General features: G+C 66.3%; 21 protein-coding genes. 12 read left to right on the plus strand and 9 right to left on the minus strand.

What is annotated here, in order from left to right:
* Positions 1 to 70: 70 nt before the first annotated feature.
* From D2T30_RS07780 to D2T30_RS07810, 7 genes are all read left to right on the plus strand, one after another.
* Complete coding sequence (locus D2T30_RS07780) at positions 71 to 1,123, plus strand: SDR family oxidoreductase (RefSeq protein WP_128208414.1); 1,053 nt, start codon at positions 71 to 73, stop codon at positions 1,121 to 1,123.
* On the plus strand, positions 1,120 to 2,544 hold the full coding sequence (locus tag D2T30_RS07785; RefSeq protein WP_206612886.1) for an MFS transporter: 1,425 nt from the start codon (positions 1,120 to 1,122) through the stop codon (positions 2,542 to 2,544). Before D2T30_RS07780 ends, D2T30_RS07785 begins: the two co-directional genes overlap by 4 nt.
* Complete coding sequence (locus D2T30_RS07790) at positions 2,541 to 3,251, plus strand: SDR family oxidoreductase (protein WP_128208415.1); 711 nt, start codon at positions 2,541 to 2,543, stop codon at positions 3,249 to 3,251. The genes D2T30_RS07785 and D2T30_RS07790 overlap by 4 nt, the downstream gene beginning before the upstream one ends.
* Before the next feature lie 21 nt (positions 3,252 to 3,272).
* Entirely contained in the window at positions 3,273 to 4,226 is a 954-nt protein-coding gene (locus tag D2T30_RS07795; RefSeq protein ID WP_128208416.1) for an aldo/keto reductase, read from the plus strand.
* A 783-nt stretch (positions 4,227 to 5,009) separates the two neighbouring features.
* Positions 5,010 to 6,953, plus strand: coding sequence for a PrkA family serine protein kinase (locus tag D2T30_RS07800; RefSeq protein ID WP_128181299.1), 1,944 nt, complete (start codon positions 5,010 to 5,012; stop codon positions 6,951 to 6,953).
* 24 nt (positions 6,954 to 6,977) lie between these two features.
* On the plus strand, positions 6,978 to 8,258 hold the full coding sequence (locus D2T30_RS07805; protein WP_128208417.1) for a YeaH/YhbH family protein: 1,281 nt from the start codon (positions 6,978 to 6,980) through the stop codon (positions 8,256 to 8,258).
* Positions 8,255 to 9,787, plus strand: a complete 1,533-nt coding sequence (locus tag D2T30_RS07810; RefSeq protein WP_206612887.1) for a SpoVR family protein — start codon at positions 8,255 to 8,257, stop codon at positions 9,785 to 9,787. The genes D2T30_RS07805 and D2T30_RS07810 overlap by 4 nt, the downstream gene beginning before the upstream one ends.
* 235 nt (positions 9,788 to 10,022) lie before the next feature.
* On the opposite strand, the gene D2T30_RS07815 is transcribed toward D2T30_RS07810, so the two are convergent.
* Together D2T30_RS07815 and D2T30_RS07820 are read right to left on the minus strand one after the other, a co-directional pair.
* Positions 10,023 to 12,488 (minus strand): membrane-bound PQQ-dependent dehydrogenase, glucose/quinate/shikimate family, encoded by a 2,466-nt coding sequence (locus D2T30_RS07815; protein ID WP_128208418.1) that lies wholly within the window; start codon positions 12,486 to 12,488, stop codon positions 10,023 to 10,025.
* A gap of 312 nt (positions 12,489 to 12,800) precedes the next feature.
* Entirely contained in the window at positions 12,801 to 13,850 is a 1,050-nt protein-coding gene (locus D2T30_RS07820) for a LacI family DNA-binding transcriptional regulator (protein ID WP_164884249.1), read from the minus strand.
* 495 nt (positions 13,851 to 14,345) lie between these two features.
* Between D2T30_RS07820 and D2T30_RS07825 the strand changes: the two genes are divergently transcribed.
* Entirely contained in the window at positions 14,346 to 14,627 is a 282-nt protein-coding gene (locus tag D2T30_RS07825) for a hypothetical protein (protein WP_128181307.1), read from the plus strand.
* A 3-nt stretch (positions 14,628 to 14,630) separates the two neighbouring features.
* The gene (locus D2T30_RS07830) at positions 14,631 to 14,837 is read left to right on the plus strand and encodes a hypothetical protein (protein ID WP_128208420.1); all 207 of its coding nucleotides are present in this window, start codon (positions 14,631 to 14,633) and stop codon (positions 14,835 to 14,837) included.
* A gap of 133 nt (positions 14,838 to 14,970) precedes the next feature.
* On the opposite strand, the gene D2T30_RS07835 is transcribed toward D2T30_RS07830, so the two are convergent.
* Positions 14,971 to 15,234 carry a hypothetical protein gene (locus tag D2T30_RS07835; protein WP_128208421.1) on the minus strand — a complete coding sequence of 88 codons (264 nt, stop codon included), beginning with the start codon at positions 15,232 to 15,234 and terminating at the stop codon, positions 14,971 to 14,973.
* A gap of 212 nt (positions 15,235 to 15,446) precedes the next feature.
* Here D2T30_RS07835 and D2T30_RS07840 point away from each other — a divergent pair, with 212 nt between their 5' ends.
* Positions 15,447 to 15,833, plus strand: coding sequence for a PRC-barrel domain-containing protein (locus D2T30_RS07840; RefSeq protein ID WP_128181313.1), 387 nt, complete (start codon positions 15,447 to 15,449; stop codon positions 15,831 to 15,833).
* 73 nt (positions 15,834 to 15,906) lie between these two features.
* Here D2T30_RS07840 and epsC read toward each other — a convergent pair whose 3' ends face one another.
* Together epsC and D2T30_RS23915 are read right to left on the minus strand one after the other, a co-directional pair.
* Positions 15,907 to 16,860 carry a serine O-acetyltransferase EpsC gene (epsC, locus tag D2T30_RS07845; RefSeq protein ID WP_128208422.1) on the minus strand — a complete coding sequence of 318 codons (954 nt, stop codon included), beginning with the start codon at positions 16,858 to 16,860 and terminating at the stop codon, positions 15,907 to 15,909.
* A 20-nt stretch (positions 16,861 to 16,880) separates the two neighbouring features.
* A complete protein-coding gene (locus D2T30_RS23915; RefSeq protein WP_277749552.1) occupies positions 16,881 to 17,015 on the minus strand; it encodes a hypothetical protein in 135 nt (44 codons plus the stop codon).
* Between the two features lie 482 nt (positions 17,016 to 17,497).
* Here D2T30_RS23915 and D2T30_RS07850 point away from each other — a divergent pair, with 482 nt between their 5' ends.
* The gene (locus tag D2T30_RS07850; protein WP_128181317.1) at positions 17,498 to 17,692 is read left to right on the plus strand and encodes a hypothetical protein; all 195 of its coding nucleotides are present in this window, start codon (positions 17,498 to 17,500) and stop codon (positions 17,690 to 17,692) included.
* A gap of 141 nt (positions 17,693 to 17,833) precedes the next feature.
* Here the strand turns inward: D2T30_RS07850 and D2T30_RS07855 are convergent, their stop codons facing one another.
* From D2T30_RS07855 to D2T30_RS07870, 4 genes are all read right to left on the minus strand, one after another.
* The gene (locus D2T30_RS07855) at positions 17,834 to 18,406 is read right to left on the minus strand and encodes an HNH endonuclease (RefSeq protein WP_241560567.1); all 573 of its coding nucleotides are present in this window, start codon (positions 18,404 to 18,406) and stop codon (positions 17,834 to 17,836) included.
* A 421-nt stretch (positions 18,407 to 18,827) separates the two neighbouring features.
* Positions 18,828 to 19,484: an alpha/beta hydrolase gene (locus D2T30_RS07860; protein WP_128208428.1), complete on the minus strand. Its 657-nt coding sequence runs from the start codon at positions 19,482 to 19,484 to the stop codon at positions 18,828 to 18,830.
* Between the two features lie 8 nt (positions 19,485 to 19,492).
* Positions 19,493 to 20,125 carry a DNA-3-methyladenine glycosylase family protein gene (locus D2T30_RS07865; protein WP_128208423.1) on the minus strand — a complete coding sequence of 211 codons (633 nt, stop codon included), beginning with the start codon at positions 20,123 to 20,125 and terminating at the stop codon, positions 19,493 to 19,495.
* Between the two features lie 63 nt (positions 20,126 to 20,188).
* Positions 20,189 to 21,235: an Mrp/NBP35 family ATP-binding protein gene (locus tag D2T30_RS07870; protein WP_128208424.1), complete on the minus strand. Its 1,047-nt coding sequence runs from the start codon at positions 21,233 to 21,235 to the stop codon at positions 20,189 to 20,191.
* 806 nt (positions 21,236 to 22,041) lie between these two features.
* Here D2T30_RS07870 and rlmJ point away from each other — a divergent pair.
* Positions 22,042 to 22,839: a 23S rRNA (adenine(2030)-N(6))-methyltransferase RlmJ gene (rlmJ, locus tag D2T30_RS07875; protein ID WP_128208425.1), complete on the plus strand. Its 798-nt coding sequence runs from the start codon at positions 22,042 to 22,044 to the stop codon at positions 22,837 to 22,839.
* Positions 22,840 to 22,945: the final 106 nt, after the last annotated feature.

The raw sequence follows: 22,945 nt of genomic DNA on the forward strand, positions 1-22,945 counted from the left end.
CAGGCGGCATGATAATGTCCATGCTGGCCGCGATCCGGGGCGGGAAACGCCGGTTCAGGAGGGATTGAAGATGACAGGACGGAAACATGCGCTGGTGGCCGGCGGGCTTGGCGTCATCGGCCGCAATCTGGTCGAGCATCTGGCCGCGCAGCCCAACTGGAAGGTGACGGCGATTTCGCGCCGCAGCCCGGATTTCGACACGCCCGCGCGGTTCCTGTCACTCGACCTGATGGATGCGGGTGCGGTGCGGGCGGGGCTGGCGGATGTTTCCGACGTCACCCATGTCTTTTACGCCGCCTATCAGGAACATGCGGACCCGGCCGTGCAGGTTTCGGCCAATCTCGCCATGCTGCGCAATCTGGTCGAGGGGGCCGAGGCCGCCTCCCCCGCCCTGCGCCGGGTGGTCTTGTATGAGGGCGCGAAATATTACGGCGCGCATCTGGGCGCCTTCCCGACCCCGGCGCGCGAGGATGCGCCCCGCGTCATGCCGCCGATGTTCTACTACGATCAGGAAGACTGGCTGCGCGACCGGGCGGCGGGCCGGCCTTGGGACGTGGTCGTGCTGCGCCCCGATGTGGTCTGCGGCTTTGCCGTCGGCAATCCGATGAACCTGTCGATGGTGATCGCGGTCTATGCGGCGATCTCGAAGGAACTCGGGATGCCCTTGCGCTTTCCGGGCACGGCGGATTGCTACGGCCGGCTCGCGCAGGTGACGGATGCGGCGCAGCTTGCCGCGGGATCGGAATGGGCGGCGGATCATGCGACGGGGGGCGAGGCCTACAACCTGACGAACGGCGACCTCTTCCGCTGGAACCGGCTATGGGAAAAGATTGCCCGCCATCTGGGCATGGAGCTGGCGCCACCCATGACCATCTCGCTGACCGAGATGATGGCCGACAAGGGGCCGGTCTGGGACAGGATCGTCGAAAAACACGGGCTGATCCCGGTGCCGTTCGACAAGGTCGCCTCATGGGGTTTCGGCGATTTCATCTTCCGCTGCGACTGGGACGTGATTTCCTCGACCACGAAAATCCGGCAGGCGGGCTTTGCCCCCGTGGTGGAATCCGAGGCGATGTTCATGCGGCTCTTTGATGAATTCCGCGCCCGCAGGGTCATCCCTTGACAGGCGCGGCACTTGCCCCGGCGACCGGGCGGCAGACCGCGCTTGCCCTGCTGGTCGCGGGGACCTTCTTCATGGAAAACCTTGATGCCACGGTGATCGCCCCGGTGCTGCCTCATATGGCGCAGAGCTTCGCCGTCGCGCCGGTCGATCTGAACACCGGGGTTTCGGCCTATATGCTGACGCTGGGGGTTTTCATCCCGGTCAGCGGCTGGATGGCGGAAAGGTTCGGCGCGCGGTGGGTCTTTGCCGGGGCCATCGCGCTGTTCACGCTGGCGTCGATCCTGTGCGCGATGTCGCAGAGCCTGCCGCAATTCGTGGCCGCGCGCATTCTGCAGGGCATCGGCGGCGCGCTGATGGTGCCGGTCGGGCGGCTGGTGGTGTTGCGCGTCACCCCGAAGGACCGGCTGATCGCCGTCATCGCCACGCTGACATGGCCCGCGCTGGTGGCGCCGGTTCTGGGGCCGCCGCTTGGCGGGCTGATCGCCGATCACGCGGACTGGCGCTGGATCTTCTGGCTGAACCTGCCGCTGGGGCTGATCGCCTTTGCGCTGGCCTGCGGGCTGGTGCCGCGCGGCTCGGGGCGCGCGGCGGATGGTTTCGACTGGCCGGGTTTCTTGCTGACCGGCGGCGCGCTGGTGCTGCTGCTCTATGCGACCGAGGCCCTTGCCCGCCCCGATGTGGTCTGGAGCGTGACGAGCCTGTCGGTCCTGATCGGCATCGCGCTGCTGGCCGTCGGCGTGCGGCACCTGCGGCGGGCGGCGGCGCCGATGATCCGGCTGGACGCGCTCGCGGTGCCGAGTTTCGCGGTGACGATCTGGGGCGGATCCTTGTTCCGCATGGGGGTCAGCGCGGTGCCCTTCCTGTTGCCGCTGATGTTCCAGATCGGCTTCGGTTTCAGCGCCTTTCACGCGGGCGCGCTGCTCATGGCGGTGTTTGCCGGCAATCTGGTGATGAAGCCGATGACGACGCCGGTGCTGCGCCGCTTCGGCTTCCGCCGGGTGCTGGTGGTCAACGGGCTGATCAACGCGCTGGCCATCGCCGCCATCGCGGCGTTCGGGCCGGGGCTGCCGCTCTGGCTGATCTGCGGGGTGCTGTTCATCGGCGGCATGGCCCGGTCGATGCAGTTCACCGCGCTCAACACCATCGCCTTCGCCGACATCCCGCCCGCGGGCATGTCCAGCGCGAACACGCTGTTTTCCACCGCCTTCCAGCTGGCGATGGGGCTGGGCATCGCGCTTGGCGCCATCGCCTGGCGGATCGGAACGGTGGCGACGGAGGGCGGCGATCCGGTCCTGCCCTTCCGCATCGCCTTCCTGATCGTCGCGGCGGTGTCGCTGGCCGCGATTCTCGACTGCCTGCGGCTGGAACCCGGGGTGGGCCGGCATGTTACTTCCCCTGACAAAAGGAGATCGAAACCATGACCCTGAAAGACAGGCGCGTCCTCGTCGTGGGGGGCAGCTCCGGCATCGGCTTCGGCGCGGCACGGGCGGCGCTGGCGGACGGGGCGGCGGTCACCATCGCCTCCCGCTCGCAGGACAGGATCGACGCGGCGCTGGCCCGGCTTGGCGCGGGGGCGGAGGGGCATGTCCTCGACACCACCGACGAGGCCGGGGTCGAGGCCTTCTTCGCCGCCCGCCCGGCCTTCGACCATGTGGTCGTCTCGGCCTCCAAGACCAAGGTGGCGGCGGTGCGGGAATTGCCGCTTGCAGATGCCTATGGCTCGATGAATTCCAAATTCTGGGGCGCCTACCGCATCGCCCGCGCGGCGAAGATCGCCGAGGGCGGATCGCTGACGCTGGTCTCCGGCTTTCTGTCGCAGCGGCCAAGGAAGGGCGCCGCGATCCAGAGCGCGATCAACGCCGCCGTCGAGGGGCTGACCCGCGGCCTCGCGCTGGAATTCGCGCCGGTGCGGGTCAACTGCGTCTCGCCGGGGCTGGTGCAGACCGAGATGTATGACAGCCTTGACGAAGCCGCCCGCAGGACGATGTACGAAAATGGCGCCGCCCGGCTGCCTGCCGGTCTTGTCGGCACGCCGGAACATATCGCGGTGCAGATCATGGCCTTCATCGCCAACCCCTATATCACCGGCTCCACCGTCTATGTGGACGGCGGCGGCCTGATCGCCTGACAACAACGAAAGGACGAACCAATGGAAAAACGAGCACTTGGAAAGACCGGGCTGAACATCGCCCCGGTGGTCTTCGGCGGCAATGTCTTTGGCTGGACGATCGACGAAAAGACGAGCTTCGCCGTCCTCGACGCCTTTGTGGATCAGGGCTTCGATGCGATCGACACGGCCGATGTCTATTCGGCCTGGGTGTCCGGCAACAAGGGCGGCGAGTCCGAAACCATCATCGGCAACTGGCTCAAGGCCCGTCCGGGGATGCGCGACAAGGTTACGATCTTCACCAAGGTCGGGTCGGATCTGGGCCAGCCGGGGCAGAAGGGGCTGTCGGAAAAATGGATCCTGCAAGCCGTCGAAGGGTCGCTCTCGCGCCTTGGGATCGAGACGATCGACCTGTATTTCTCGCACTGGCCGGACCCGGAAACGCCCTATGCCGAAACGCTCGGCGCCTATGACAAGCTGCTGAGGGCGGGCAAGATCCGCGCGGTGGGCGCGTCTAATCTGGATGCGGAGCATCTGGCCGAGGCGCTGAAGGTCGCGAAGGATGCGGACCTGCCCGCCTATCAGGTGCTCCAGCCGCAATACAACCTGTATGACCGGGACAGCTATGATGGCGCCCTGCGCGATCTGTGCCTGAAAGAGGGGCTGGGCGTCGTGACCTATTACAGCCTCGCCTCGGGCTTCCTGAGCGGCAAATACCGCTCCCGCGACGATCTGGGGAAATCCAAGCGCGGCGGCGGAATCGCGAAATACCTGACCCCGCGCGGGGAGGCGATCCTGAAGGCGCTGGATCAGGTTTCCGGTGCGCATTCGGTCAAGCAAGCCGAGGTGGCGCTGGCCTGGCTGATCGCGCGCGAAGGCGTGACGGCGCCGATCGCCTCGGCCACCAGCGTGGCGCAGGTCGAGAGTTTCGCCAGAGCGGCCAGCCTGAAGCTGACGGCCGAGGATATCGCGGCGCTGGATCGCGCGAGCGCCTGACCCCGGACACCGCCCGCCGCCTCATGGCGGCGGGTGCGCGGGTGTGGGTTCGTTGACAGCTTTGCCGTGGCGGCAGGCACAGGGAACCGCGCGCGATCCGCCGCGGGGGAAAGGGGGCGCTGCCCCCTCTTTGCCTAACGGCAAATTCACCCCCGGGATATTTATGGAAAAACGAAGGCCAGAGGGCGTCACGGCAGGGCCGCGGGGCGCGCGGAGGCCGGGGCGGTTTCGCGGTCTGTCGGGCTGACCCACCGATCCGCGTGGTCGGGCCAATGTGACGGGATATACCCGGGGGGCGGGGCGGCGGGCTCTTTCGCCGCCGTCCCCGGTCTGTGTTCATCGCCCTGATCCGTTCTGGCCGCGGGTCGGAAAGCCGCCGTCGCGTGGTCGCCCCATCAAGCCCGGACGCCGGAACGGGCGCGGCGGATCCGGCGTCCTCTTGTCCCGGGCAGGGGAAATCCCCATGGCGCATCAGGGGCGATTCACCCCTGTTCGTCCGGATTCCCTGTCCACGGCAGGTGTTCGGCACATGCACGCTGCGCGTGCATCCGGACTTCGTGGAACACCTTGGACAGGTCTCTGCCGCCCCTCAATCGATCAAATTATGGGCAATTCGGTAAATTCACTGTGCAAACCGCCTACCCCATCGTCATCCTGCACCTATTTAATCAGGTGTTCAGGCAAAGCTGAAATGACACGGGTCCGGAACCGCGCTGATCCTGTCGATCAGCTCCGGCATCGGATCGCATCTGGACATTTGACCCCACCGTCGAAGAGGATAGCATGCATAACGACCCGGTTTTCAGTGCATTCACCCGCTCTTTCGAGGCCCGTCGCGAGACGGAAATGACACTGTCGGAATATCTCGAATCGTGCCGGAACGATCCGATGCGATATGCCAATGCGGCCGAACGGCTGCTGGACGCGATCGGCGAGCCGCAATTCGTCGATACCGCGCGCGACCCGCGGCTCGGCCGGATCTTCCTGAACAGGACGATACGCATCTATCCGGCCTTCGAAGGGTTCTACGGCATGGAAGAGACGATCGAGCGGATCGTTTCCTTCCTGCGCCATGCGGCGCAGGGGCTCGAGGAGCGCAAGCAGATCCTGTATCTGCTCGGCCCGGTCGGCGGCGGCAAATCCTCGCTTGCCGAACGGCTGAAGGCGCTGATGGAGGTGCATCCGATCTACGTGCTGAAGGCGGGCGACGAGATCAGCCCGGTCTTCGAAAGCCCGCTCGGCCTGTTCGAGCCGGAAACCATGGGCCCAATGATCGAGGAACGCTACGGCATCCCGCGCCGCCGCCTGTCCGGGCTGATGAGCCCCTGGTGCCTGAAGCGGCTGGAGGAATTCGACGGCGACATCTCGCGCTTTCGCGTGGTGCGGCTGCAACCCTCGCGCCTGCGGCAGATCGCCATCGCAAAGACCGAACCGGGGGATGAGAACAATCAGGACATTTCCTCGCTGGTCGGCAAGGTCGACATCCGCAAGCTGGAAACCTTCTCGCAGAACGATCCGGACGCCTACAGCTATTCGGGCGGGCTGAACCGCGCCAATCAGGGCGTTCTCGAATTCGTCGAGATGTTCAAGGCGCCGATCAAGATGCTGCATCCGCTGCTGACCGCCACGCAGGAAGGCAATTACATCGGCACGGAAAACATCGGCGCGATCCCGTTTTCGGGCATCATCCTCGCCCATTCGAACGAGGCGGAATGGCAGAGCTTCCGCAGCGACAAGAACAACGAGGCCTTCATCGACCGGATTTCCGTCATCAAGGTGCCCTATTGCCTGCGGGTGACCGAAGAAGGCCAGATCTACGAAAAGCTGATCCACGGCTCGGAGTTGGCCGCCGCCCCCTGCGCCCCCGCGACGATCGAGACGCTGGCGCGTTTCGCGGTGCTGTCGCGGCTTCGTCGGCACGAGAACTCGACCCTCTTCGCCAAGATGCGGGTCTATGACGGCGAGGCGCTGAAGGAATCCGATCCCAAGGCCCGCAGCGTGCAGGAATACCGCGACGCCGCCGGGGTGGACGAGGGGATGGACGGCATCTCGACCCGCTTCGCCTTCAAGGTGCTGGCCGCGACCTACAATCACGACACGACCGAGATCGCGGCCGATCCGGTGCATCTGATGTATGTGCTGGAACAGATGATCCGCCGCGAACAGTTGCCGGATGAGACCGAACGGCGCTATCTTGAGTTCATCAAAGGAGAGCTGGCACCGCGCTACGCCGAGTTCATCGGCCATGAGATCCAGAAGGCCTATCTCGAATCCTACGCCGACTACGGGCAGAACATCTTCGACCGCTATGTCGCCCATGCCGATGCCTGGATCGAGGATCTGGATTTCAAGGACCCCGACACCGGGCAGATGCTCGACCGCGAGGTGCTGAACCAGGAGCTGACCAAGGTGGAAAAACCGGCCGGCATCGCCAATCCGAAGGACTTCCGCAACGAGGTCGTCAAGTTCTCGCTCCGCACCCGGGCGAACAACGGCGGGCGCAACCCGTCCTGGACCAGCTACGAAAAGATCCGCGACGTGATCGAAAAGCGCATGTTCGCCCAGGCCGAGGATCTGCTGCCGGTGATATCCTTCGGGTCCAAGAAGGACGGCGAGAGCGAAAAGAAGCATGAGGAGTTCGTCGATCGCATGGTGGCGCGCGGCTACACGGAACGTCAGGTCCGTCGGCTGGTTGAATGGTACATGCGCGTCAAGCAGGCGGGCTGACAGGCAGGCAGGCAGGGAGAGCCGATGCAGATCATTGACCGACGTCTCAACCAGGGGAACAAGAGCCTGGAAAACCGCCAGCGCTTCCTGCGCCGTGCGAAGGCCCATGTGCAGCGCGCGGTGCGCGAGGCCACGGCCGGGCGCGACATCCCCGACATCCTCGAAGGCGGCGAGATCAGCATCCCCGCGGGCGGCATCGACGAGCCGCAGTTCCGGCCGGGCGCCGGCGGCATCCGCGACGAGGTGATGCCCGGCAACCGGACCTTTTCCGAAGGCGACGTCATTCCCCGCCGCGACGGCGAGGGGGGTGGCGCGAACAGCGCCGGCGATGGCGGCGAGGCGACCGAGGACGCCTTCCGCTTCATGCTCAGCCGGGAGGAGTTTCTGGACATCTTCCTCGACGATCTGGAACTGCCGGACCTCGCCAAGCGCAAGCTGAAGGAGGTCGCGACCGAGGGCGTGCGGCGCGCCGGCTATTCCGTCTCTGGCTCGCCCGCGAGCCTTGCGGTGACCCGCACCATGCGGATCGCCATGTCGCGGCGCATCGCGCTCGGCCGCCCCGCCCCGCATGAGATGGAGGCCCTGCAGGAAGAACTCGCCGCCTGCGAGGACGAGGGCCGCCGCGCCTTCCTCGAGGCCGAGATCGCGGCCCTTGCCGCCAAGATGCGCCGCATCCCCTATATCGACCCGATCGACATCCGCTACCGCCGGTTCGAGAACCGGCCGAAGCCCATGGCGCAGGCGGTGATGTTCTGCCTGATGGACGTGTCCGGCTCGATGTCCGAGCACATGAAGGATCTGGCGAAGCGGTTCTACATGCTGCTCTACATCTTCCTGACGCGCCGCTACAACCATGTGGAGATCGTCTTCATCCGCCATACCGACCGGGCAGAGGAGGTGGACGAGCAGACCTTCTTCTACAACCCCGCGACCGGCGGCACGGTGGTGTCGAGCGCGCTTGAGGCGATGCGCCGGATCATCGCGGAACGGTATCGGCCGCAGGACTGGAACATCTACGCGGCGCAGGCCTCGGACGGGGACAACTTCCCCTCGGACAACGAGGTGGCGGCGCGGCTGCTGCGCGACGAGATCCTGCCCGTCTGCCAGTATTTCGCCTATCTTGAGGTCGGCGAGGCCGGGCGCGATCCCTCGGCCCGGCCGGATTCGACGCTGTGGCGGCTTTACGAACGGCTCCGCGCCGAGGGCCAGCCGCTGGCGACCCGCAAGGTCGGCGCGCGCGCCGAGATCTACCCGGTCTTCCGCGACCTGTTCCAGCGCCGCGAGGCGGAGAGGGCCGGTTCATGACGACAGCAAGAATGGCGCCGCTTTACGAAGGCGCCGAATGGGACTTCGCGACGCTGCAACGCATCCATGACGCCTGCGCCGACATCGCCGTGTCGGAGCTGGGGCTGGATCTGTATCCGAACCAGATCGAGGTCATCACGGCCGAGCAGATGCTTGACGCCTATTCCTCGACGGGGATGCCGCTGTTCTACAAGCACTGGTCCTTCGGCAAGCATTTCACCCAGCACGAGGCGGTCTATCGCCGCGGGCTTCAGGGACTGGCCTATGAGATCGTCATCAACAGCTCGCCCTGCATCTCCTTCCTGATGGAGGAGAATACCGCCACGATGCAGGCGCTGGTGATCGCGCATGCCTGCATGGGGCACAACCATTTCTTCAAGAACAACTACCTGTTCCGCCAGTGGACTAATGCCGAAGGCATCCTCGACTATCTGAGCTTCGCGCGGAACTACGTCGCGCGGTGCGAGGAACGCTACGGTCAGGCGCGGGTGGAACGCACGCTCGACGCCGCCCATGCGCTGATGGGTCAGGGCGTCCACCGTTATCCGGGCAAGAAGAAGCCCGACCTGCGCGACGAGGAACGCCGCGAACGCGAACGCCGCGCCTATGACGAGCAGAACTTCAACGACCTGTGGCGCACCGTGCCCGGAAGCGACACGAGCCCCGCGCCCTCCGGCATCAGCGCCGAACGCAAGCGCGCGCTGCTTGGCCTGCCGCAGGAGAATATCCTGTATTTCCTGGAAAAATCCGCCCCGCGGCTGGAGCCGTGGCAGCGCGAGATCCTGCGCATGGTGCGCCAGATCGCGCAGTATTTCTATCCGCAGCGCCAGACCAAGGTGATGAACGAGGGCACCGCCACCTATGTCCATTACCGGATCATGAACATTCTGCACGAACGGGGCGGCATCTCCGACGGGAACTTCATGGAATTCCTGCAATCCCACACCAATGTCATCTTCCAGCCGGCCTATGACGATCCGCGCTTTTCCGGCTTCAACCCCTACGCGCTCGGCTTCGCGATGATGCGCGACATCGAGCGGATCGTGACCACGCCCGAGGAGGAGGACCGCCAGTGGTTCCCCGAGATCGCCGGCACCGGCGATGCGATGGCGGTCCTGCGCGACATCTGGGCCAATTACCGCGACGAAAGCTTCATCGGCCAGTTCCTCAGCCCGCATCTGATGCGACAGATGCGGATGTTCCAGATCCACGACGACCCGGGGGTGAGCGAGGGGATCCGCATCGACGCGATCCAGAACGAACGCGGCTACCGCCGGATCCGCCGCGCGCTCGCGCGCAGCCACGACGTGGGCTGGATCGACCCGAATATCGAGGTGGCCGACGTCGATCTGACGGGCGATCGGCGGCTGATCCTGCACCATCATGTCGTCAACGGCATCCTGCTGACCGAGGCGGACGCCCGCCGCGTGCTTCAGCATCTGGCCAATCTGTGGAGCTACGACGTGATCCTGCGCGAGATCGACAGCGACGGCACGGTGCTGAAGGAAAAATCCTGCAGCCCCGCCTGATGCCGCCGAACCCGGGGCGCGGCGCGCCCCGGCTCTCTCCCGCAACGGCCTTCCTGCCGTCGTTTTTCCATAAATATCCCGGGGGTGAATTTGCGCGTCAGCGCAAAGAGGGGGCTGGCCCCCTACCCCCTCTCCACACGCGCCAACGGTTCCGGCACAGAAACCGGCCACCGCCAAAATAAAAACGCCCCCGGCATCACTGCCGGGGGAGTCCTGTGTCAGGTATCCGCGCGCCTTACTGGCCCACGTTCCCCGGCAGCGTGTAGGCGATGACATCGTCACCGCGGTTGTCGTTGGTGCCGGTCCGCGTGGCCCCACCCGCAACGACGACGATGTATTGCTTGCCGTCCTTGCCGATGTAGCTCATCGGGGCGCCCTGCCCGCCAACCGGCAGACGACCGCGCCACAACTCCTCACCCGAGTCGTTGTCGAAGGCGCGGACATAGTAGTCAAGCGACCCGTGGAAGAAGGTCAGCCCACCGCCGGTCACCAGCGGCCCGCCCATCGTCGGCATGCCGAGCGGAATGCGCACGCCCGGGACGATGCCATGCACCGGCGCATCCTGGATCGAGCCCACCGGAACCTGCCACTTGGTCTTGCCGCTGTTCAGGTCGATCGCGGTCATCGTGCCGAAGGGCGGCTTGAAGCACGGAACGCCGAGCGGCGAGATGAACATGGAACGTTCAACCCCCCAGGGCGTGCCGGTCTGGGTCGAATATTCGCCCTCGGTCGTGGCTTCGAGCCCGATCTTCTCCGCCGCGTCCTGCTTGATGAAGCGGCCCCATTGCGCCATCCGGATGTCGTTGACGATCAGCGTGCCGGTCGAGGCGTCGATCGCGCCGCCGCCCCAGTTGAAGCCGCCGTAGTAGCCAGGATAGATCAGCGTGCGCTTCTGGTCCGACAGCGGCGTGAACTCGCCTTCCCACCGCATGTCCTTGAACTGGATGCGGCAGTAGAGCTGATCGAAGATCGTCGCGCCCCACATGTCGCTTTCCTTGAACGGCGTGGTGCCGACCGAGATCGCCGAATGCGGCTGCGTCGGGGCGACGTTCATGCCCGGCATCGCATCGGTGGCGACGGGCTGCTGAACGACCGGAACCACCGGCTCGCCCGTGCGGCGGTCGAGCACGAAGATCTGGCCGCGCTTGGTCAGCTGGATCAGCACCGGAACCGTGGTGCCATCCGCCTTGGGCAGATCGTAGAGGATCGGCTGCGACGAGACGTCATAGTCGAACTGGTCGATGTTCGCCGTGCGGAAGTGCCAGCGTTCCTGCCCGGTCTTCACATCCACCGCCACGACCGCATCGTTGTATTCGTCGGAATAGGGGTGACGGTTGCCGGTCCAGAAGTCGGGCGTCTGGTTGCCGGTCGGGAAGAAGGCAAGGCCAAGCTCGGGATCATAGGCCGCGGTGCCCCAGAAGTTCGGGGTTTCGGGCTTGTAGATCTCGCCCTCCGGCAGCGGGCTGCTGTCGGTGGCGCCGCGCGACGGATCCCATGCCCAGACGAGATCGCCCGAGGCCACGTCATAGCCGCGCACCACGCCCGAGGCTTCCCCCACGGTCAGGTTGTCGTTCAGCTTGCCGCCGATCATCACGATGCCTTCGGCCACCAGCGGCGCCGAGGTCAGGTAGTAGGACCCCTCCGCCGTCGGGCCGAGGCCCTTCAGCAGGTCGACATAGCCCCCGTCCCCGAAATCGGGGCAGAGCGCGCCGGTTTCCGCGTCGAGCGTGAAGACCCGCGCATCGACCGTCGTGGTCACGATCCGCTTGTGGCAGATCGCGGCGGCGATCCCCGGCGCGGGCGCGACGGGCGTGACGGGCGCGGTGCCATCGGTGCCGGTCTGGTCGGCAGCCGGCGTCACGCGCCACGAAGGCGGCGGCGTCTGGTCGAGGTCGATATAGGCGACGCCCCGGCAGCGCTTCCAGTTCTGGTTGCCGAAGTTGTCCTTGACCTCGGGGTCGAAGCGCCAGCGCTCGGCGCCGGTCGTCGGGTCAAGCGCGATCACGATGTTCGACGGCGTGCACAGATACATCGTGTCGTCGATCTTGATCGGCGTGACCTGGTATTCCTTGCCGTCCACCGCCAGATCGCCGGTGTGATAGGTCCAGGCGACCTGCAGATCCTTCACGTTGTCACGGTTGATCTGGTCGAACTGGGCGAAACGGTTGCCCTCGGTGTTGCGGCCATAGGCGGGCCAGTCGTTGCCGCTGTCCTGCCCGGCGTCGGCCTTGATCACCGCGGCCTTGGCGCCGGCGTCGGCGATGACGGTCGGATGCGGACGGAACATGTTGGCGAAAAGGGCGACCAGCGCCACCGCCAGAACGACGGACAGCGCCGCCGCAGGCTGCCAGCGCAGCGCGGGCTTGCCCGATTTGTCCACCAGCACCGGCGAGACGATCGCCGCGCCGAGCGCGATGAACAGGAAGACGATGACACGCGGCACGGTCTGCCAGAAGTCGGTGCCGACCTCCCAATACGACCACAGCCCGCTCACCACCAGCAGGCCAAGCGCCACCCACAGCGCCGGCGCCCGCAGGCGGAACACGAACCAGCCGGTCGCGATCATCGCGAGCCCGGCCAACAGATAGAACCAGGACCCGCCCAGCGAGATGAGCTTTACGCCCCCCAGTGCCAGCGCAAGCCCGAGAAGGGCAACAACGATCCCAAGACCGCTGATCACCCATCGAACCCAAGGTTTCATACTATGCCACTCCTTATGCGACGGCGGAGCCGGCGCCTTTGCGGGATATTCGTCCGCACGACGAAGGTGCCGCGGGTCTTGCGGAAAACCGGCAGGTCTTCGCAGCCCGGGTGCCCGACGTCAGACGCCCCTTGCGGCTGCTTCCGGAACGCGGCCGGGATGGCATGGAACCATCCGCCGGACGCGGGAACCGATCCGCAGGAGCGCAAGCGGGATGCCGTCGCATATCGCCCGTCCGGAGGGTGAGACAAGTCGCCGCGCCCCTCCAATTTGACGTGTTCGCGTCAAATTTTGAGGTTGCCTTTTGCGGGCTCAGACATTCGTCTGGCAGTAGATCCGGAATTCGGGGCCGCGCGGCGCGGATGCGCCGTTTTCCGTCCCCTCCCCGCCATCGATTGCCCCGCCAGAGATGGCCATGCCGACCGCCCAGGCGATCTGCGCGTCCGGATCCTGATCCAGCACGAAATCCAGCACCCCCTCGCGCAGTAGGCCCACATGGGCGGGGCTGAGTTCATGGCTGATCCACACCGGTTTGACGGGTTGGTCCCGGACGATATCGGCGATCGCCTCGGGGGTATGGCCGGTCAGGTAAATGCCGGAAACCGGCCCCCGGCGCAGCGCCTCGAGCGTCAGCGCCCGAGTCCGCTCGGCGGTTTCGTCGGTGACGATCACATCGACCGGAAACCGCGCGGCGACCGTTTCGGCAAAGCCCTGGACCCGATCCTTGTGATCCTGCCGCTGATCCCCCGGGGCCAGCACCAGAAGCCTGCCCTCGCCCCGCACGAAACCCGACATCAGGAATCCCGCGGTCCGGCCGGCGGCGCGGTTGTCGATCCCGGCATAGGCATGCGGCGGCAGGCCGGGAATATCGGTCACGATGGTCAGAAGCTGCTCCCCCCGGTCGATGACCGAACGCAGCGCCTGCCGGATCGCGTCCGACGCATCGGGCGGGAGGATCAGCGCGTCGCGCTGCACCGGCGGATGCAGGATGGCCTGCCGCAATGCCTCGACATCGCCTTCGGGAATGCGGGTGCGGTGGAACGCGACATGCGCGGGGGCCAGCCGCGCCTCGCGCTGCGCGGCCTGATCCAGCCGGTCCCAGAACGGTGTCGCATTCCCCGGCCTGTTCCGCGGCAGGATGATCTCGACCCGGCGCGTCCGGTGCCAGGCCTCGGGCAGGATCCTGCGGATGCCAAGCAGGCGCGCGGCCTCCAGCACGCGGTCCCTGCGCTCGGCCGAGACGCTGCCGCGTTCGTTCAGCACCCGGTCGACGGTGCTGACGCTGACGCCCGCACGTTCCGCGATCGCCCGGAACCCGCCCCGGGCCGACGCCTCATGAAGGCCCTTGATCGGCACGGTCATGCCTCCGCGCAGGGTTGCGGACGGGCGCGCGCGGGGGAGCCCGTCCCCGCGACGTCGGGCTGATCCGGGCCAAAGCCGCATATCTTCGGAATCATGTCATTCACGCTCCGCAGCAGGCCACAGCGCGCCCGCAATGGCAATTGCCGCCGCGTCAACGGAAAGCCGGCATGCAAAAGACGGAACCGCCAATGCGTCGGAAAGGGAACAGGGGGCGGTGGCATCCCCCGCCCGTTCCATGATAGACGTTCGGATATCGAGGCCGCACACCGCGACCGACCCTCCGGCCTGTCGCCTGCCATGCGTCCTCGACGCGCCCGCCGGATGCACCGCAAAGCCGGTCGGCAAAACGAACACCAACCGCACGTGGCGCCCACCGCCACGGACCGGCCCCGCCCGATCGGCGAAATCACGCCGCGCCAGCGAACTCTCTCTGGCGCCCCCCCGTCCGTCGGGTAGGTTGCACGCCGCCGCCCGCGAACCCAGGAGAGCCACCCCATGCCCGACCTGCCAGAACTCGGCTTTCAGCATCTGGATGAAAAGGCCATCGTCTTCATCACCCGGCAGATGAGCGGCATCTCCAAGGCAGAGGTGCGCTTCGTCGGCCAGCACCCGGAATTCGAGGAGGAATTCCTGAACCTGCTCCTCGGTCTCGGGGTGTCGGCGAGCTTCACCCATCTCGGCAGGGTCGCGCCCGAGCTATTGCGCATGTTCCGGCTGCAATTCTCCGGAAACCGGGCCGTCATCACCGTGGACCGGACCAAGCCGCTGATGGGCTAGCCGATGCGCCGCGCGCTGTGCATTCTCGCGGCATTCGCCATCCTTTGTCTGGCGATCGGCTCGCATATGCTCGATTTCCGCATCGGCGAGCGGGCGACCGGCGGCTATGACGGCGCGCCATCCATCTCGCCCGATCAACTGGAGCGGGCGCAGCGCGAGGCCCGGGACGCCGCGGCACAAGCCGAACGCGCGGCAACCGGGACCGAGTGACCGCGGGGGTTCAAAGCGCATCCTCCCCACACGACCTCCTGTTCTTCGTGTTTCCATAAATATCCCGGGGGTGAGCCCGGAACGGGCGAGGGGGCTGGCCCCCTGCAACCCCTATCCGCGCGCGCAGACTTGCCTATTCCCGTTCTCCGCACCCACGCGCGATCGCCACCCGCATCCGCCATCCCAGACAGACCAGCGCCAGCCCGGTCGCCAGAGGCACCCAGAACATCCACGCCTCATGCGACAGGATGAACTCCGCAAACAGCGCCGTCCCGCTTTGCCGGCATCCCGCCGTGCCCATGCCGCAGGCAAAGACCACCAGCCAGTAGATGGCCGGAAAGGTGGCGAGCGTCAGCAGAACGCCAAAGGTGCTCAGCAGGAGGGCGAGGATGCGCATGCCCGGATCTGATCCGCACGGCGCGGCCGGCGCAAGCCCGAAACCGCGCCGCGCATCGCGCCCCATCCCGGCAAAATGGCGCCGGACCGGCTCCGTTTCAGCGCATTCCCGCCGCCGGCTCCATTCCGACGGAACCCCGGCCGCCTCCGCGGGTTTTCCCTGCACATGACGGCTCAAGCCCGGGACGTCGTGAACAAGAGAAGGAGACGAACATGCAGACCGAAGCTACTCTCCCCCCCACCGGGGCAGACATTTCCGTGGATTCGTCGCTCATCTCCGGCAAGACCATTCAGGGGACCAAGGTATTCAGCCCCGCTGGCGATGAACTCGGTCATATCGAGGATATCATGATCGACGCGGCGTCCGGCAAGGTTGTCTATGGCATCCTTCAGTTCGGCGGTTTCTTCGGTATCGGGTCTGATACCCACCCGATTCCGTTCGGCCGCCTGCGCTATGACAGCGGGCTGCACGGCTATGTCACCGACCTGACGCAGGCGGATCTCGAAGGCGCTCCGCCGGCGGCGGATACCTGGCGCAGCGACCGCGACTGGGAAAAGCGGACCTACGACTATTACGGCCTTCCGCCCTATTGGATCTGATCCTCTGGCGCGGAAACGAAACGGCCGGCGTCCCCCCCGGGCGCCGGCCGTTTGATGCGCGGCGCCCGATGCCTCAGGCGGTCCTGCGTTCCTCCGGCTGCCCGACCGAGCGCATCCGCGCCTGCGAAACGATGGTGTGCGGGGCCACATCCTCCGTCACCCAGACCGAGCCGCCCAGAATGGCCCCCTGCCCGATGGTGACGCGGCCCAGCACCGTCGCGCCGGAATAGATGACCACATCGTCCTCGACGATCGGATGGCGCGGCGCGCCCTTGATCGCGCGGCCCTCGGCATCGGTCGGGAAGCTCTTGGCGCCAAGCGTGACGGCCTGATAGATCTGCACCCGGTCGCCGATGATCGCCGTCGCGCCGATCACGATGCCGGTGCCGTGGTCGATGAAGAAGCGTTCACCGATCGTCGCGCCGGGGTGGATGTCGATGCCCGTCGCGCCATGCGCCAGTTCCGACACCATCCGCGCGATCAGCGGCACCCCCAGCAGATGCAGCCGATGCGCGATCCGGTAATGGATCAGCGCCTGAATGCCGGGATAGCACAGCAGCACCTCATCGACGCTGCGGGCGGCGGGATCGGCGTTGAAGGCCGCAAGCACATCGGTGTCGAGCAGGCGCCGGATATCGCTCAGCCCGTTGGCGAAATCGGTGACGATGGCCTCGGCGCCGCGCGGCAGCGGCGCGGCCCCCTCGGCGGCGATATGGCGCGCCTCCCACGCAAGCTCCAGCCGCACCTGTTCCAGCAGCACCCCGAGTGCGGTGTCCAGCGTCAGCGCGACATAGCGGTTTTCATGCTCCTGCCGCAGGTCGGCGGGGCCGAGCCGCATCGGATACAGCACGCCGCGCAGGGCCTCGACAATCTCGGCCACCCGTTCGCGGGACGGAAGCTCGCGCGGGCCGGGTTCGTTCAGCCGGTGATGCGCCGAACGCCAGTCATGGCGCGCGGCGGCAAGCTCGCGCACGACGGCGTCGATATCGGGGAAATCGTCACGGGGCGGGGAAAGATCGGCGGTCATCTGCGATGGGGTCCCGGCTTTCAATCCTGCCGCCGCGGCAGGACACGGGAACGCCAGTCCTCCCCCGCGCCGATGGCGCCGTGGATCGCCCTCTTTGGCCGCTCCGGCACGGACCAGATCCCGGTCGCGCCGCTGGTGTCGCCCCGTCGGGTCATCGGTCCGTTCCTTTCGCTTGCTCAGCCGCGCGCTGAAATCCGGCTTTGGCCGATGATAAGGCCCCCGAACGAAAGCGCGGAAGCGAAAACCACGGCCCGGAACGGACGGGGCGCCAACTTGGCAGCCACGTTTCGCCAAGGCGGCGGAAGGGAGAATTGTTCCACTGTCACGGGCGCGCCGACGATAGGAAAGTTCTCCGCCTCCGGGCAGGGACGGCAGGCCGTCGCGGCACCGGCGTCCCAACGTGCTGATTGCGCGGGCTATTCCGGTGGCGACCTCAATTTCCCCGCCTTCGGGACCCTGACAAAACCCAAATCCAACCGAAACAGTCAGGCGAAAGTCCCCGAGGAAATCACTCAACTATTTGATAATAAAAGAAAAAACTTGACGACCCCGACGCGGCCCCTATATGGTGTTCATCAGACAGCAAGCCAGCCGAAAGCCAGCCAGCAATCCACCATCAGCCAGCCAGGAGGTTATCATGGCTCATAACTGCAACGCCTGTGCGTTCTATGAAAACCATGCCGCCAACTCCGACAGCCAGCTCTCCGATGCCGGCCTGTGCCGCGCGAATCCGCCGGTCACCCAAAAGGATGCCGACAGCCGCGGTTACTGGCCGGTCGTCAAGCCCACCGATTGGTGCGGCGAGTTCGCGACGAAGTTCGCGGCTGAATAATCCGCTTCTTCACCGAAGCACCTATGGAAGGCAGCCTCCGGGCTGCCTTCTGTCGTTTCGGGCAACCGCCCTGCTCAGGCAACGTCCGAACCTTGCGCCCGTTGACGGAAGCCCACCCGGATCGCGCGGTCCTGTCCCGGCCTAATCGGTGATGATCTCGGCATCCCAGTAGAGGAAGTCCATCCAGGTCTGGTGCAGCTCACCCTTGGTGAACGGCAGGCGGCGGGCGGCCTGATCGAGTTGATGCACCGTCGGCTCGAACGGGCGGCGCAAGAGCTTCATCCCCGCCTGTTTCACCGTCAGATTGGCCTTGCGCAGATTGTCGGCGCTGCAGGAGGCAACGATATTCGTCCAGCTCGAACTGCCGCCTTTCGAGCGCGGCACCACATGGTCGAAGGTCAGCTCCTTCGCCGCGAAGCGCTGGCCGCAATACTGGCAGGTGAATTCGTCGCGCAGGAACAGATGGTAGCGGGTGAAGGCCACCTTCTTGCGTTTGCGGTAGCGTTTCAGCGCCACCACCGCCGGCACCTCATAGGTGCGCGAGGCGGAATGGACCACCACATCGTCGTAGGTCTTGACCTGAATGACCCGTTCCCGGTGGACGGCGACAAAGGCGTCTTCCCAGCTCCAGACCGAAAGCGGTGCCCAGCTCAGCGGCTGCATGTCGGCGTTGAGGACAAGCGTCCTCAACCCGTTGAGGTTTTGCGTCATCATGCGGCCTCCTTCCCCGGCGCCCTGCCCCGGACATGAAAAAAGCGCGTGTCGGCCACGCGCTTCATCGGTCTGTCTCGATCATTCCGGACCCGAACCGGCATCTGGGCTATCGCCTCACGCCAGATCGTCACCCCCGGTTGCGGCATCCGCGGGCGACTGTGCGCAGAGTCGGGACAGGGCACGATCCCGCCGCGCGCCGGGCGGGTCATCCCCCGGGGCGCGACTGCGAAAACCGACCTGTCACATCCGTCTAGCATCACGGATCCATCCTTGCCTCGATGCGCGATCCGGGCGGGGCCGCCGAAGACCTCCGCCATCGGTCCGACTATATATGGCGTTTTGCATCTGACAAGCCCCGCAATCTGCGCCAGATCACCACGGCCGAAAGATCGCAGCCCCGGATGACAGAGGCGTGACAGGGCTAGAGCCGGTCCTTCAGGAACGACAGCGCGACCGCAAGGCCATCGGGGGCGATCCCGTGCGCCGTGCCGCGCATCACATGGGCATAGGTCTCGAACCCTTCGGAGACCAGCGCGTCGCCCGCCAGCCCCATATTCTCGAACGGCACCACCGGATCCGCATCGCCATGCAGCAGCAGGACCGGCGGTTTCGTCTTGGTATCCTTCGCCAGTTTCTCGGGCCGCAGCAGGCGCCCCGAACAGGCCACCACCGCGGCCAGACGCTCCGCCCGGCGGGGCGCGACCTCGAGTGCCATCATCGCACCCTGCGAAAAGCCGAAGAGCGCGAGGTGATCCGCCCCGATCCCCTCCTGCGCGATGATCTCGTCGAGGCAGGCATCAAGATCCCGCGCCGCGGCAGCGAAGCCCGCGGCCGCCTGTTCGTCATCCGAATCGTCGAACCCGGGCAGCGGGAACCACTGACGCCCGAAAGGCGCACCCCGGCAGGGTTCCGGCGCATCGGGCGCAAGGAACAACGTATCCGGCAACTGTTCCGCCATCGGCTCGGCCAGACCCAGCAGATCCGCGCCATCGGCGCCATAGCCATGCAGGAACACCAGCACCGATTTCACCGTGCCCGATTTCGGCGCGACGCGCCCGATCTTCAACTCACGTGTCACTTCTTCCGTCACGGAGCTACTCCCTCACGTTGTTTCAGATGCGCATAGTAGGCCCAGAGCCCGCGCGCGGCCACCGCCCGCCAGGGCGACCACCGCAGGGCCATGTCGTGGAATTCGCCGCGCTTCGGCCGCGCGGGCAGGCGAAACAGCAGACGCGCCGCCTCGGCCAGCGCCAGATCGTCCACCGCGAAGACGTCCGAGCGGCCAAGCGCGAAGATCAGATACATCTCGACCGTCCAGCAGCCGATTCCCGGCAGCGGCAGCAGCCGCTCCATCACCGCCGCATCCGGCATCCCGCGCAGGGCGCTGAAGTCGATCCCCGCACGGGCGAGCGCCTGAAGATAGACGATCTTCTGCCGCGACAGGCCGCAGGCGCGCAGATCCTCGGCCGTGGCCACCGCGATCGCCTCGGGCGCGCCCAGCCCCGCCGCCAGAAGACGACCGCGCATCGCATTCGCCGAGGCGACGGACACCTGCTGGCCCAGAATCGCATCGCGCAGCGCGGCGAAACCCTCCTCGCGGCGGCGCAGGGGCCAGGGGCCGGTCAACAGCGCCACCTGCGCGAATTGCGGCTCGCAGGCGGCGAGCCAGTCCATGCCCTCGGCAATATCGCTTTCGCTCAGGATGATCCGCGGCGTCATGACGCCACCCTGCCCGAAGCACGGCGATCCCGCCAGCCCGTTTTCCGCACGACGGCAGCGCGCCTACACCCGGCCCGAGGCGATCAGCTGCTGCGCGATCGCGGCATAGGCCTGCGCGGCAGGACCATCGCCCGTCGCGGCCGGCGTGCCCGAATCGCCTGAAAGCCGGACCTCCAGATCCAGCGGCAGCGCGCCGAGGAAGGGAATATCCAGCCGCTTCGATTCCGCCTCGACCCCTCCATGACCGAACAGATGCACCTCATGGCCGCAGTTCGGGCAGACATAGGTGGACATGTTCTCGATCAGGCCGATCACCGGCGTGTTCAGGCGGCGGAACATGTCCAGCGCCTTGCGCGCATCCAGCATCGCGATGTCCTGCGGGGTCGACACGATGATCGCCCCGTCGATCCTGGTCTTTTGGCACAGCGACAACTGGATATCCCCGGTGCCGGGCGGCAGATCGACGATCAGCACGTCCAGCGCGCCGTAGTAATCCCACACGACCTGCCCGAGCATCTGCTGCAGCGCGCCCATCAGCATCGGCCCGCGCCAGATGATCGCCTCTTCCTCCTTCAGCATGAAGCCGATCGACATCAGCGTCAGCCCATGCGCCTGCAACGGCAGGATCGTCTTGCCGTCGGGCGAGGCCGGGCGGCGGTTGATGCCCATCATGCGCGGCTGGCTCGGCCCGTAGATATCGGCGTCGAGCAGGCCGACCTTCTTGCCCGCCCGCGACAGCGCCACCGCCAGATTGGCCGAGACGGTGGATTTCCCCACGCCCCCCTTGCCCGAGCCGATGGCGATCACATGTTTCACCCCCGCCACCGGCAGCGGCCCCGCCTGCGGCGTGGGATGGCCGCCGATGCGCGGCGCCGAGCCTGCGGGAATCACCGCCGTCACGCTGACCACGCCGGGCAGTTCCTTCACCGCCGCCTCGACCCGCGGGCGCAGTGATTCGAGTTCCGACAGCGGCGCGCCCTCCAGAACGAAGCGCACAACGCCCGTTTCCACCGCCAAAGCGTGAATCAGTCCGCGCGAAACGGGGTCCCCGCCGGGTTCAAGGGCGACATTACGCAGCGTCTCGAGCACCGATTCCTTGCTCAGGGTCATTTCATTCTCCAGATGTTTGGGGTGGACTGTGGCGTTTTTGCCGCAAAGTTCAAGGCGAATGGCGCAAACATGACTTCACGATGCTTCTTTTGCGGGCCACCACGAAAGATCATTGCCAAAAATCGCCGAAAAATAGGTCAGCAGACGTTATGCAATTCGCGCATGGCTGCGATGAGGCTCAACCCTATTGTGCAGATGCAGCATTAGGCCCATGTTTGCGTCAACAGCGAAGGGAAACCAACCCCGAGCCAAGGCGGACCGACCCGCCGAAACGACATAAAGTTCCTGAGGCTCCTCCTCCTCCCTGAGCCTCGGAAATCGGCGGCGCTCTCCTCCTCCTCCCTGAGGGCGCCGCCACCCTATACCGGCCCCAGCCGAAAGGCACTGCCGGAAAGCCGATGCGATGGCCTCCTCCTCCTCCCTGAGGCCTCGTTACGAAGGCGGCGACCCCTCTCCTCCTCCCTGGGGTCGCCGTTTTCCCCTTCGGCGACGTGTTTGCGCAGGCCCACCTCCTCCCGGGCCCACGCTTAAGGCGGTGCTCTCCTCCTCCTCCCTGAGGGCACCGCCAATCTATACCGATGGTTCTCCTCCTCCCATTTGGACCATCGGGAGGCGCTGCTCTCTCCTCCTCCCTGAGCGGCGCCAGTCATGCCAGGACCCCCTCCTCCTCCCTGGGGTCTGGTTGATTGACGGCGGCACCCCCTCCTCCTGGGTGCCGCCGTTTTCTTTTGCGGCCATGACATCCGGGTTGCGGGCATCGCCCGCACAGGTCATTCAGGGCAGGCACCGATACGGCGGAGGCCCCCATGCTGTCCTATCAACATATCTATCACGCCGGAAATCTGGCCGATGTGCACAAGCACGCGCTGCTGGCGGTGATGATCGACTACATGACCCGCAAGGACAAACCGCTGAGCTATCTGGAAACCCATTCCGGCCGCGGGACCTATGCGCTGGACGCAAGCGAGGCGGTCAAGACCGGCGAGGCCGCGGCGGGGATTTCGCGGATCGAACGGCTCGGCTGGTTCGGGCCGGATCACCCCTATATGCGGGCGCTCGCGGCCACCCGCGCGGCGCATGGGCGGGCGGCCTATCCGGGCTCGCCCATGGTCGCGGCGACGCTGCTGCGGCCGATCGATTCCATCCAGCTGTGCGAACTGCACCCGCGCGAGTTCGAGGCCCTGCGCACCGCCATGGCCCCCTATGGCGGCATCCTGCACCACAAGGACGGGTTGCAGATGGCGCTGGCCATGGCGCCGCCGGTGCCGCGGCGCGGGCTGATGCTGATCGACCCCTCGTGGGAGGTGAAAACGGATTACGAGACGATCCCGAGGCTGATCGGCCAGATCGCGCGGAAATGGAACGTCGGGGTGATCGCGCTCTGGTATCCGATCCTCGCGCCCGCGGTCGCGGTCGCGCAGGATCAGGCGGCGATGGCGCGCGGCCTTGCACGGGCGCATCCCGAGGCGCTGATCTCCGAGGTGCGCTTCCCCCCTGCCCGCGAAGGCCACGGCATGATCGGATCCGGCATGTTCGTGCTGAACCCGCCCTGGGGGCTCGAAGGCGAATCGCAACGCATCGCCCGTCTCTTCGCCAAGCTCTGAACCGGGCGCGGGCGGGGTGTTCAGAGGGGGCTCGCCCCCTCTGGCGGGGGGTGGGGGGGGCCGGCCCCCCCCCGTGCCCCCAGCGGACGGCCGATGGGCCGCGAGA

It is taken from the genome of Paenirhodobacter populi (assembly GCF_004022215.1).
Taxonomy (GTDB): Bacteria; Pseudomonadota; Alphaproteobacteria; order Rhodobacterales; family Rhodobacteraceae; genus Rhodobacter; species Rhodobacter populi.